This is a genomic window from Microcoleus sp. S1D4 (genome assembly GCF_036700765.1).
In the GTDB taxonomy this organism is placed as follows: Bacteria; Cyanobacteriota; Cyanobacteriia; order Cyanobacteriales; family Microcoleaceae; genus Microcoleus.
Genome location: NZ_JAUBPP010000026.1, coordinates 57,210 through 69,566 on the forward strand (window position 1 = coordinate 57,210; position 12,357 = coordinate 69,566).

A 12,357-nucleotide genomic window follows, 5' to 3' on the forward strand; every position below is an offset into this window, starting at 1 on the left:
AACAGTTAATTTACTATTCCGATGAAGAGAGGATTTGATATCACTTAGTTGCTTGCTGTTTCCAATACTGACAAGCGGCATAGGCTAAGGTGACAGCGCCCGTAACTATAGCCGCTTCATCCACCTCAAACTGCGGGTGATGGAGGGGATAGTTGGGTTTGTCAGTCAGTCCCACTCCTAAGCGAAACATGGTTCCCGGTGCGTGTTCTAGATACATTGAAAAATCTTCCGCGCCGAGAGATGGTTCTGGTAAAATTTGGACGCGCGATCGACCTAAAGCTTCTAAAGCTGCAGTTTCGACTAATTGCGTCAGTTTTGGGTCGTTTTGGACTCCGGGCACGCCGCGTTTGTAGGTGAGTTCGTATTTTGCGCCGTAAGTCGCGCAGACGCTGGAAACAATTTGTTCGATCCAAGCCGGTAGTTTTTCGTGGGTTTCGGGATGGAGCGATCGCACGGTTCCCAATAATTTTACGCGATCGGCAATCACGTTGGGCGCTCGTCCGCCGCTAATTTGCCCGATCGTCAAAACCACAGGCCTCAAAGGATTTTGCATCCGGCTAATTGCCTGCTGCAAACTGGTAATTACTTGAGAAGCTATCCAAATTGCATCGATCGCCTCGTGAGGACGCGCACCGTGGCCGGATTCGCCCATTACAATCACTTCTAGGTCATCCGCCGCCGCCGTCAGTGCCCCGTGGCGGATACCGACACAACCGCCGGGAATCGTCGGAAAAACGTGCACTCCGAGGATACCGTCAACATCTTGCATCGCTCCATCTTGAATCATCCATTGAGCGCCTTGGGCAATCTCTTCTGCAGGCTGAAACAAGAAGCGGACGTTACCGGGCAATTTTTCTTTTAACTTAGACAAAATCATTGCCGCGCCCAAACCGACTGTGGTGTGGATATCGTGGCCGCAGGCGTGCATCACTCCGTCGTTGCGGGAGGCAAATTCTAGGTTAGTACGTTCTTGAATTGGCAAAGCGTCCATATCGGTGCGAATTGCCAGCCACCGGGACTCGCTGCTGTCAACTTTGAGCTCGCCGAGCACTCCTGTTTTGCCGATTCCTTCTATGGCGCGGACTCCGCTGGATGCGAGAACACCGGCTACGTAGGCGGCGGTTTGGTATTCTTGGCCGCTGAGTTCGGGGTGTGAGTGGATGTGGCGGCGAATTTCGATCAAGCGGGGTGCGAGGGTGGCGGCTAGTTCTTGGATGCGGGCAAGAAGCATAGATTATCTTGGGGAGTGCGGTACAAGCTGTAGTCAACTAGGTTAACGCATATGTTTGGGTGTGACACTGAGATTTTTTTTTATTAACTGCAGAGGGCGCTGAGAACGCGGAGAGAGGAGGGGAAAGAGATTTTGCTGGAGATGGGGAGTTGGAGTCGATTTTTGAGGCTTTAATGTTGTGTTTTGGTGGATTTTTTTGTGGTGATATCATTAAGCAGTAAATTACAATTGTTTTTTGTGATGAGTTTTGGTTTGTGGAATGTGATTGTTCTGATGGCAGTTGTTTTTGTTTTGAATCGCAGTTTGCGATCGTACTTTTTGATGTGAAGTGCGATCGACCCTTAACTCAATTCCAAAAGTTGGCTCAAAAAATCAATAAAATTTGCCAAAGCAGGAACCTGCTGCTGCGTCTGTTCGCTGACCCAATTATTATCAGCAATACTTGTTGTATTTGTCTTCCCAGGTTTGAGAACACTGACAACAGTAGCAACTAAAGCTTTCTCTCGATCAAAATTTTTCCACTTTAAAGATTTTATATCTGACTCAGAAAACTCATTTAGATAGGAACTAGCTTTCTCCATGTACGCGGGATAAGCTATCTGTCCACACTCACACAGCAAAGTATCCAACACACCCGGCGAAGCGTTATCTGGCAAAACATAGACTCCTGTACGCGGGCTATTGGTATCTACAACACCAGGGCGATCGGGAAAATCAGGAAAATAACTTCGGAACTTGTTAGCATATAGTTCGACAATGCGATCGGGAGTTGACTTGTCGCAATCGGCAACTATCCCGAAGGCTGCCAAGTTTGTTTGATACTCAGAATTTGCGAATAAAATGTCATCCAAATTAGTCACAAGATTGCTGCCTTCACCGGCAAAAATTGCTACAGATATACTATCATTAAACACAATAGAAGGCATATCAAGACGTTTGTACAAATCTCCTTGTTTGGGATAACGGGGAATAAACTTGTGCCAAAATTTGTCAAATTTACTCTCCAATTCTTTTGACATATCCAATCTTGTCAACTTATCCAATTTGTTCCACTCGTCCCGAAAATCCTTAAAACCCAAAAGCTTGAGAACCTTGCCCGTAAATGCCTGATCGTGGGGCCCTTCTACTCCAATAATGGCGTATTTCACACGCGCACCTCCTGACCCAAATCCTCCCGCAATCTTTGCAATCTTTCTCGTTCAATTCTAACGGCTTTAGTTTGTGACTCTTGTTTTTCCAAACGATAAAGAACTACATCCGTCTCCGAATCGCTAGCATCCAACATCGCATCAATCGCTTCTAAACTGTGGGTAGTTGCAAATAACTGCACGTCGAATCGCTGACACCACTGCACAATCCAAGCAAAGGAACTGCGAAGTGCGACCGTATGAATTGCTGTTTCTATTTCATCAATTAGTAAAACTCCACCTTGAACTTTTGCCAGCGTTAAAGCAATGAATAGCAAACGCCGAACCCCATCACCGAAAGCACTTAGCGGTGAAATACCTACACGTTTATGGTCGATATAGAGACTGGGACGTTTGCCAGTTTGCGACAAAATTACTAAATCAGTAATTTCTGAATCCATCTGTTGAAGTAATTTTATTACTTCGGGCTTAATACCCAATAAAATAGCATCTGAAAGCAAGCTAATTTGTAACGGTTCTATGCGGTGAGAAAACGGTGTTACTGTATCAATTGGCAATACCGCAGTTGAGCGATTTTTTCTGTTAATAAAACGCTGATTTTCCCAAATTTCAAAACTTACTGATAATTCTTTATGCTCGACAAAAGTAGTTGCTACTTTTAGTTCTAACTGAGCACCTCGAAGAATGTTGTCAAATTCTATTTCGTCAATTTCGAGTTGAGATTCTGAGCTATTTTCCGCCTCGCCCAACTCCGAAATTCCTTCAAACTCTCTGTAAATTGCTCTCAACTCTCTGACAGGAAAAGTGCCATTACTTGAAACATAAGTTTCTCCTTCATAGAGATCTAGGTGAGAAACTTCACTGTTTTGAGGAAACAACCATTTAAGAGCATCTAGTTGAGGTTTGCGAGAATATTTAATCTCTCTGCGCCACGATGTGTTTAGCCATTCCAGCGGATCTAAGGGGCGACAATAGGTTGATATCGCCTCTAAAACACTGGTTTTACCTGAGTTATTCCCACCAACCAAGATGTTGATTTGGCCCAAGTCCTGCAAGTTCAAATCTCGCAGGCCTCGGAACTGATGGATTGTTAAATTGTCGAGGTGTTTCATAAAATAAGACGGCGGTTGAAACCGCGCCTACAAGAACGAAGTCCGCCGAGGCGGACTCAAGAAGATAACATAATGTTAACCGCCCACTCTTCAACCCGCAGAGGCGGGTTTTGTCTGTATCGACGAGGTTTCTAACCGCCGGGTATTCTTATGACTTAGACTCTGATTTGGGCGTATAAGTCGATCGCACTTGCAACTCCTTCAACTGCTTCTCATCCACCCCAGCAGGCGCATTCGTCAGCAAACAACCCGCCTGCTGCGTCTTCGGAAACGCAATCACATCGCGAATCGAATCCTCCCCCGCCAACAGCATCACCAACCGATCCAAGCCGTAAGCAATGCCTCCGTGGGGCGGAGTTCCATACTCAAACGCATCCAACAAAAAGCCAAACTTATTGTAAGCTTCCTCAGTCGATAAGCCGATCGCCTCAAACACCTTTTCCTGAACATCCCGCTGATAAATCCGCAGAGAACCACCGCCCACTTCCGTGCCGTTTAACACCAAGTCGTAAGCTTGAGCTCTCGCCGTCTTCAAATCGTGAATATCGTCAGGATGCGGCGCAGTAAACGGGTGATGGATAGCTTCTAAACGCTTCTCGTCAGCGTTCCATTCAAACATCGGGAAATCCGTCACCCACAGCAGATTCATCTTCTCTTTGTCGATCGCACCCAATTCGTTACCGACAAACAAACGCAATCTATCCAAAGTCTTATTGACAGCAGTCGCATCGGCTGCTGCAAACAACAACAAATGACCAGGTTTCGCGCCAGTGCGATCGAGCAATTCCTGTTTCTGTGCTTCCGTCAAATTATCCTTAATTGCGCCGATCGTATCAATTTCCCCATTATCCCGCACCCGGATGTAAGCCAATCCCTTCGCACCCGCTTCGCTGGCTTCCTTAAACAAATCGCCTTTTTTAATCCGCTCGTTAGAAAAAGCCTCATTCCCGCCCGGAATTGGCAAAATTTTCACAATTCCGCCTGCAGCAATCGCCCCGGAAAATACCTTAAATCCAGAATCTTTCATCAAATCGGAAACATCGACCAATTCCATACCGAAGCGAGTATCCGGTTTGTCGCTACCGTAGCGATCCATTGCTTCAGCGTAAGTCAAGCGCGGAAAAGGACGGGGCAATTCTACGCCTTTAACACTTTGGAAAATTTGGCAAACTAAACCTTCGTTTAATTCGAGTATTTCTTCTAAAGACATGAAACTCATTTCCATGTCTAATTGCGTGAATTCCGGCTGTCTGTCGGCGCGCAAATCTTCATCGCGGAAACAGCGGGCAATTTGATAATATCTGTCCAAACCCGAAACCATTAACAATTGTTTGAACAACTGCGGCGACTGCGGCAAAGCGTACCATTCGCCCAAATTGACGCGGCTGGGCACTAAATAATCTCTCGCACCTTCAGGAGTCGATCGCGTTAAAATCGGTGTTTCAACTTCAATAAAACCTCCCACATCTTCCAGGTGGCGGCGCATAGCTTTGACTACTTGGTGGCGAAGTTGCAAGTTGCGACTCATACGATCGCGCCGCAAGTCCAAATACCGATATTTCAAGCGCAAATCTTCCCGCACATTTTCATTATCCGCCGTGGAAATCTGAAACGGTAACTGCTTGCGTACCGCATTTAACAACTCAATTTCGTCCGCGTAAATTTCTATTTCACCCGTAGGCAATTTGGGGTTGAGGGAATCTTCGGGGCGGCTGGTGACTCTACCGGTAATTTTCACCACGTATTCGCCGCGCAAAGACTCAGCGCCGTGATAGGAGTCGGGGGTGCGTTCAGGATCGCTGACAATTTGCACAATACCCGATCGATCGCGCACGTCGAGAAAAATCACTCCGCCATGATCGCGGCGGCGATCCACCCAGCCGTAAAGGGTGACAGTCTCTCCGATATGTTTGCTTCGCAGGTCGCCGCAGTAGTAAGTTCTCATGGTTCGGGGTTTTGGACTAAGAATAAAGCTTTTTTATTATGCAGTATGGCTGAACCTTTTGCTGAATGCAAATTAAAGGGCGATCGCTATTAGCCCGCCCAGCTTTGAAACCGGGCGGGCGGGCTGTAGCGCAAACATTGCCAGATTGTGTCCAATCTTGCTAGGAATCGCCGCCATTGTTGCGAGACTTCTCAACAAACGCCGTTAGCGAGTTCCATGCAGACTTAGCCGTTTCCTTCAAGCGAGTGCCCAGCGACTCAATTTCTCCCACAACAACGTGCCAATTTTTTTCAGTTTGTTTCTGAATGTCGTCAACAGCTTGTTCGATGCGATCGCGTTCGACCAATTTATTTTGTTCCACCGCTTCTCGCGCTTGTCGCACTGCTTTCAAATAAGCTTCGCGGCTGACTTCGCCGGCATCTTGTACCTGCGCTTGCGCCCGCGTTTTAATCGCATCAAGTACCAGCCAATTTTTCTCGGATTCTTTTTTGATCAGGCTGACTGCTGCTGTCATTCTGTCTTTGGCGATCGACTTATTTTCGTCGATCGCGTCACTGGCTTTCGTCACAGCTTTCAAATAAGCTTCGCGGGTGAGTTCGCCAGCGGCTTGAAATTCGGCAGCAGCGCGTTTTTTGATTGATTCAAACAGGGCCGCAGTTTCTGCGATCGTTTCATCAGTCGCGTCGGGCATCTCTTGTTTGACGATCGCCGTCGTTTCGGGAGTTACCTCTACAATTGTTGTTTCAGTCAAATTTGGATCTGTCATCAGAATTATCTCCTTTCTTAAATCCGCTGCAAATGGACTTTGTATTTATAGCGCCAGAACTCATTCTGGCATTTTAGCATTGAAGCCGCCTGTCGGATATCGCCCACTTGCAGGTACGGTTTAGCGCACTTAAATTTATGATAATTCCCTTCACCTAACAACGCACAACAAACTTAATTTTTTAACATCAAACTTAAAGCTTTAAAATTTCAATCTTCCCCCTGCAAATCTCGGACATCGCTAGTCTGTAACAATTGGTGACTTTTTTGGGCGTACAGCCAAGATTGAGGAAATTTGTATCGATATAGAACCCATTTGATATTTTTGAGTTTTTGGGTTGGGTGACGAGAAATATAGAGAGAAACTGGTTTTTGCTATTTACGCAAGGGGCGAGAAACTGGGTTTCTACGAGTTTTTGGTTGGGTGACGAGAAATATAGAGATCAACCCGGTTTCTGAGATTTACGCAGAATAGATATCAAATGGGTTCTATACTACTTTTTTAACTTACGGTTTAGAGTCCAATGTCTTGTAGCGCGATCGAGCTTACAGCCTTGCCATTTTTTACTGGGTTGCCAGTGTCATACTTGGAGTAATTGCCGTTTAGTTAGGCAGCATTATAGCACGAATTGGCAAATAGATCAAATACCGTTTACATCTTTACATTATAGAGAATCGAACACCTGTAGGGAAACACCAATGCCTAAGTCCAGCGAGTTATCGGCAAATTAAAGATAATTTATATAAAATTAGTCATTGTAGCAATAATATTTAAAATTAATCTCAAAATCCAGTTTTTTTAGAGAAACCAAGTTTTGGCGATCGCTCATCATTTCAGCTTTAATTGATATCTCGCAGATTTTACCCATTGTCGCCAGCAGGTCTTGCTAAAAATGAGTTTATGGGGTATAGGTATGGAAACCCAAGAATCAATTTTAAGACTAGCGGACGGGAACTCCTGTCTGCCGACAAATATCCGTTGTCAGTTTACGATCGGGGCTATTTCATTCTCAGGAAAATCAGGATTTTGTAGGGGTCGTGGATGGTGCGGGCCGACCCTCCCCTGTCTAGGAGGGCGATCGCGGGAGGATTGCCCCTACAAAGAATAAAATAGCCCTGAGTTTATGATAGTTTTGGTCTAATGACGGATGACCAATGACTAATGACCAATGACCAATGACTAATGACTAATGACTAACGACTAATGACTAATGACTAATGACCAATGACTAATGACCAATGACTAATGACCAATGACTAATGACCAATGACTAATAACTAAACTTAAACAACAAGCGAGGGGGTTTAGCTGTGATAGCTAAAACAGCAACAGAGTGCCTCATTACCTTAAAAGGCGTTAGCAAAGCTTACCAGCAGCCAAACGGTCAAAAAATTTCTATTTTAGAGCAAATTAATTTAGAATTGCGATCGGGCGAAATAGTAGCTTTGCTCGGCCCTTCCGGCTCAGGCAAATCAACATTAATGCGGATGATAGCCGGACTAATTCCGCCCAGCGAAGGTCAAATTTTCTACCATAATCGTCCTTTAATCGGCTTAAATCCTGGGGTGGCAATTGTATTTCAAAACTTTGCTCTTTATCCCTGGTTGACGGTACTAGAAAATGTAGAATTAGGCTTAAAAGCTAAAGGAGAAATGCCCGAACCGCGCCTCCAAAAAGCCTTGAAAATGATTGATATTATCGGTTTGGACGGATTTGAAAATGCTTATCCCAAAGAACTTTCTGGCGGAATGCGGCAGCGGGTGGGATTTGCTAGAGCTTTGGCGGTAGAACCCGAACTGCTTTGCATGGATGAACCGTTTTCAGCTTTAGATGTTCTGACTGCGGAAAACTTGCGGTTTGAGTTATTAGATTTGTGGCTGGAAAAAAAGATTCCTACCAAAGCTGTGTTAATCGTAACTCACGGAATTGAGGAAGCGGTTATTTTAGCCGATCGCATTGTAGTCCTCGGCCGCAATCCGGGGCGAATTCGCGCCGAATTGACCGTGAATTTGCCGCACTACCGCGATCGCAAAACAGCCGAATTCCAAGCTATCGTAGACCAAGTTTACAAAATCCTCACCAATCCCGAATTGAGCGGCCCCACAGTGACAGCACCTGCTGAAAGTGCTGCTGTGTCTCAACCTGAACCAGTCCCAACGCCTAAATACCAATCTCTGCCGCAGGTGCGAACAGGTGCGATCGCAGGTTTGCTGGAACTGCTAGAAGACCGCCAAGAGAAAGACCTCTACCGCCTCGGTCAAGAATTAATGCTAGAGGTAGACGACATTTTGCCGATCGTCGAAGGAGCAAAATTAATGGACTTCCTAGTAATCCAAGAAGGCGACCTGCTTTTAACACCAGTTGGCATTCAATTCATCGCCGGCGGAATTGACCAGCGCAAACAAATTGTCCGCACCCAAATTATCAGCAACATTCTCCTCGTACAGCAAATTTCTCGAATGCTTCAGGCTAAGCGCAATCACCGTATTTCAGAAGAGTTAATTCTGGATATTCTCGAAGCCCACTTTAGCCCGAAAGAAGCAATGCGACAATTGCAAACCGCGATTGATTGGGGTCGCTATGCCGAGTTGTACAGCTACGACGAACCAGGAGGCGAAATATTCTTAGAATCCGAAGCTAAAGATGAGTAGTCAGTTGACTGTTGACTGTTGACTGTTGACTGTTAACAGTTGACTGTTGACTGTTGACAGTAGTCATTGGTATTTTTACCGAATTACTAATAACAACTTCTGACTTCAACCTTGGTTAAATCCGTTAAATCAGTTAAATTCGTTAAAAAATCCGCTCCCCAACCTTTATTTCATCCGTTAAATCCGTTAAAAAATATGCTGCCGAACCTTCCTTTCATCCGCTAAATCCGTTAAAAATCCGCTGCCGAACTTCCTTCTTCCTTCTTCCTTCTTCCTTCGGAATTATGACAAGACCCCTAATACCCGCCAATCAAACTTTAGAAAGATCCGCTTGGACTTGGCAAGATGGATTGCTGATTCTAGCGATATTTTCTCTAATTTTCGTAATCGTTCAAACCGCATCTCAATTCAACGGTGAGTACAACCCTAACTTTAAAATTGAAACCACACTAAATGTCTTGCCAGGGTATACAGCCCAGACTCTTTTACGCATGACAGCCGCCTATTTTTTATCCTTGCTATTTACCTTAGTTTATGCTTATTCTGCTTACCGTTCTGCCCTAGCAGCAAAAATTTTAATTCCCTTGTTAGACATTTTACAGTCAATTCCGGTTTTATCTTTTTTGCCCGGAGTTGTTTTAGCCCTAGTGACTTTATTTCCAGGTCAAAGAATCGGCGTAGAACTCGCATCGATTATCTTAATATTTACTGGAATGACTTGGAATATGACCTTTAGTTTCTATCAGTCGCTTTCCGGCATTCCGCAAGAACTAAAGGAAGCTGCACGAGTTTATCGCCTCAATGCTTGGCAGCAATTTTGGACGTTAGAATTGCCCGCTGGTGCGATCGGACTGGTGTGGAACAGCGTCATGTCAGTGGCTGGCGGGTGGTTCTTTTTGATTGCGATCGAGTCTTTTACCTTGGGCGACAAAAATTTTAATTTGCCCGGACTTGGTTCCTATTTGGGCAAAGCAGCCAATGAAGGCAATTTTGGGGCGATCGGTTGGGGCTTAGCAATATTAATTGGTGTGATTGTAGCGATCGACTTTTTTATCTGGCAGCCTTTAATTGCTTGGGCAGAAAAATTTAAATATCAAACCGTGGAAGCTACCAACGTACCGCAGTCAAAGGTGTTGGATTTTTTAAGGCGATCGCCCACACTGCGGGTGTTGAAGTCGCGGATTTCGCCCCTAGGCGACAGTTTCGATCGCACTTTAGCAAGAGGTTTTGCACCTGCTAACTTACCAACAAGCGATCGCCCGCAAAGCCGCCTCGGAAATTGGATAAATTGGCTGTTTCTGTGCGGGTTTGCCGCGATCGTGCTTTGGGGAACATGGGAAGCAGTGCTGCTGCTCAGGTTGCTGAGTTTTTCGGACTGGCAAAAAGTCATGGGAGGTGCATTTTTTACCGCTTTACGAGTCATTTGCGCCCTATTTTTATCGCTGTTGTGGACAGTACCCCTCGGAGTGGCGATCGGGCGAAATCCGCGTTTAGCTCAACTTTTGCAACCCTTAGTACAAATAGCCGCTTCTGTACCAGCAACGGCTTTATTTCCTGTATTGCTGCTAGCTTTAATTCACGCAGGAGGCGGCTTACAAATAGGTTCTGTGGCGTTGATGATGTTGGGTACAATGTGGTATTTGCTGTTTAATGTAATTGCCGGCGCTCAATCCATACCATCGGAATTGTTTGAAGCCGCGCAAGTTTATAAGCTTTCACTAATTCAGCGCTGGAAAACTTTAATCATTCCCGGAATATTCCCTTACTTAATTACAGGAATTATTACGGCGGTGGGGGGAGCTTGGAATGCGAGTATTGTCAGCGAATACGTGCAGTTTAAAGGCGAAATAATTAAAACAAGCGGCTTGGGCGAGACGATTTCTGAAGCCACAGCATCGGGCAATTTTCCTCTGCTATTGGCAGCAACTTCTGTCATGTCGCTGCTGGTGGTATTGACTAACCGTTTGGTGTGGCGGCCGCTTTACCGTTTGGCACAAGAAAAATATCAGTTGTTGGTTTAATTTTGCTCTCAAATAGGATAGCAATATAGCGATCTACTTTCGTTAAATCAGCAACTAATTATTGTCGTAAAGCTACCATTTAACTTGAAATGATGGAGTTAATCGGTTCCCCGGATTTTCCTGGGAACCCATGCAAGCGAGGAAGAACCCCGGCACACGATTTAGTCGGCATAGCCGATCGCTCTGCGTTACCAGGCATAGTTCAAAAGGGCCCCATTAACTCCAAAAATATATTGACAAAATTTGTTTTATTTGTATAATATAATCGGTCAAATATTTATAGGAATGCCAAAGTGACAAGCAAAAAAATCACCAGCAAAAGCCTAAAATTTGCAGCGATCGGCTGCGTATTGTCGATATTGTTTCCCGCAGTTTTACCTTCAGTTGCCTCCGCCGAAACAGCACTGCAAGAAATTAAGCAAACCGGCATTCTGAAAGTCGGCATCAGAAAAGATGCTGCTCCCTTCGGCTACTTAGAAGGCGAAAAGTGGCAAGGAGTTTGCATCGAAGGGTTAGAGCTTTTCCGAGCTGACTTAGAAAAGAAATTAAATCGCTCTGTTCGCTTAGAAAAACTCGAAACAAACCTCAACGAATCAGCCGAAAAAGGGCGATTTCGTAGCGTCACCAGCAAGCGCGCTCACCTGGAATGCGGGCCCAATACAATCCTCCAAAATCCCCCCAGCGGAATTGCCTATTCGCTACCCTTTTTATACAGCGGCACTTATCTGTTAGTCAAGCCAGAAAACAAACTGAGAGTCAATCCTTCGGGATTCCTGCAAGGGGCGACAATTGGCGTGTTGAGCGGTTCTCTTACCGAACAATTCATTGCAGGCAGATATCAACTAGCCAACCAGAAAATTTATCAAGGTATGGCGGGGAGAGAGTCTGGTGTGGCAGATGCGGCAGCCGGAAAAATTGATGCCTTCGCTAGCGATGGAATGCTGTTAGTTGGAGAAGCTCTGAGACAGGGTTTAACTCAAAACCAGTATTCTTTGATACCGGAGCAGCCTTTAACCTGCATTTCCTATGGCATGATCCTGCCTGCAGGTGATACTGAATGGAAAGAAACGGTCAATAATTTTATTCGCAATCAAAGTTCTACGAATTTGTTGGAAAAAGTGTTCGGGCCCAATTCTCCTTTCCTACCGATGAGTGTCGCCGATCAAAATAAATGTATTTGATCCCAAATCGGTTCAACAGTTGACAGCATATAGGTTGACAGTTACCCCGCGCTCGATCGCCAGGAGATTGCGGACAAGGGAAATTAATTTTTTTCTTCGATCCTTCAAGGGAGAGGCTTTAAACCAATTTTTTCTGGTAAAGTGCGGATTGTGTCATGGCAAGTTCGATCGCTGCGACGAGTGGTGTCAATAGGCTCTAAACTGGATTCAGGAAGGCGCGCAGCACAGGTTTATACCAGTTTCCCCCAAAAATGTAACTGTAGGTAAACTCCAAAACCGCTGACTCCGTAAGTCATCCCCAA

At 45.3% G+C, this 12,357-nt stretch carries 8 protein-coding genes; 3 read left to right on the plus strand and 5 right to left on the minus strand.

All coding sequences use genetic code 11. The features are described from left to right. Window positions 1-40: 40 nt before the first annotated feature. The 5 genes from QT998_RS22760 to QT998_RS22780 all read right to left on the minus strand — a co-directional run bounded on the left by QT998_RS22760 (window position 41) and on the right by QT998_RS22780 (window position 6,202). Window positions 41-1,231: a M20 family metallopeptidase gene (locus QT998_RS22760; RefSeq protein ID WP_194069244.1), complete on the minus strand. Its 1,191-nt coding sequence runs from the start codon at window positions 1,229-1,231 to the stop codon at window positions 41-43. Window positions 1,232-1,572: 341 nt separating this feature from the next. Beyond that, on the minus strand, window positions 1,573-2,379 hold the full coding sequence (locus tag QT998_RS22765; RefSeq protein WP_333117236.1) for a DUF3226 domain-containing protein: 807 nt from the start codon (window positions 2,377-2,379) through the stop codon (window positions 1,573-1,575). Next, complete coding sequence (locus QT998_RS22770; protein WP_333117238.1) at window positions 2,376-3,491, minus strand: AAA family ATPase; 1,116 nt, start codon at window positions 3,489-3,491, stop codon at window positions 2,376-2,378. Before QT998_RS22770 ends, QT998_RS22765 begins: the two co-directional genes overlap by 4 nt. A 148-nt stretch (window positions 3,492-3,639) precedes the next feature. After that, window positions 3,640-5,436 (minus strand): aspartate--tRNA ligase, encoded by a 1,797-nt coding sequence (gene aspS, locus QT998_RS22775; RefSeq protein WP_333117239.1) that lies wholly within the window; start codon window positions 5,434-5,436, stop codon window positions 3,640-3,642. A 160-nt stretch (window positions 5,437-5,596) separates the two neighbouring features. Beyond that, entirely contained in the window at window positions 5,597-6,202 is a 606-nt protein-coding gene (locus QT998_RS22780) for a hypothetical protein (protein WP_333117241.1), read from the minus strand. A gap of 1,310 nt (window positions 6,203-7,512) precedes the next feature. On the opposite strand from QT998_RS22780, the gene QT998_RS22785 reads away from it, so the two are divergent. From QT998_RS22785 to QT998_RS22795, 3 genes are all read left to right on the plus strand, one after another. Then, entirely contained in the window at window positions 7,513-8,853 is a 1,341-nt protein-coding gene (locus tag QT998_RS22785) for an ABC transporter ATP-binding protein (protein WP_333093119.1), read from the plus strand. Window positions 8,854-9,137: 284 nt separating this feature from the next. Beyond that, window positions 9,138-10,874, plus strand: a complete 1,737-nt coding sequence (locus QT998_RS22790) for an ABC transporter permease (RefSeq protein WP_333117242.1) — start codon at window positions 9,138-9,140, stop codon at window positions 10,872-10,874. A 293-nt stretch (window positions 10,875-11,167) separates the two neighbouring features. Further along, a complete protein-coding gene (locus tag QT998_RS22795) occupies window positions 11,168-12,055 on the plus strand; it encodes an amino acid ABC transporter substrate-binding protein (protein WP_333093121.1) in 888 nt (295 codons plus the stop codon). The last annotated feature ends 302 nt before the right edge of the window (window positions 12,056-12,357 follow it).

What these genes read in the sequence shown, in the direction of transcription:
- QT998_RS22760 (WP_194069244.1), bottom strand. Translation starts at nt 1,231, where the DNA reads ATGCTTCTTGCCCGCATCCAAGAACTAGCCGCCACCCTCGCACCCCGC.
- QT998_RS22780 (WP_333117241.1), bottom strand. Translation starts at nt 6,202, where the DNA reads ATGACAGATCCAAATTTGACTGAAACAACAATTGTAGAGGTAACTCCC.
- aspS (WP_333117239.1), bottom strand. Translation starts at nt 5,436, where the DNA reads ATGAGAACTTACTACTGCGGCGACCTGCGAAGCAAACATATCGGAGAG.
- QT998_RS22770 (WP_333117238.1), bottom strand. Translation starts at nt 3,491, where the DNA reads ATGAAACACCTCGACAATTTAACAATCCATCAGTTCCGAGGCCTGCGA.
- QT998_RS22790 (WP_333117242.1), top strand. Translation starts at nt 9,138, where the DNA reads ATGACAAGACCCCTAATACCCGCCAATCAAACTTTAGAAAGATCCGCT.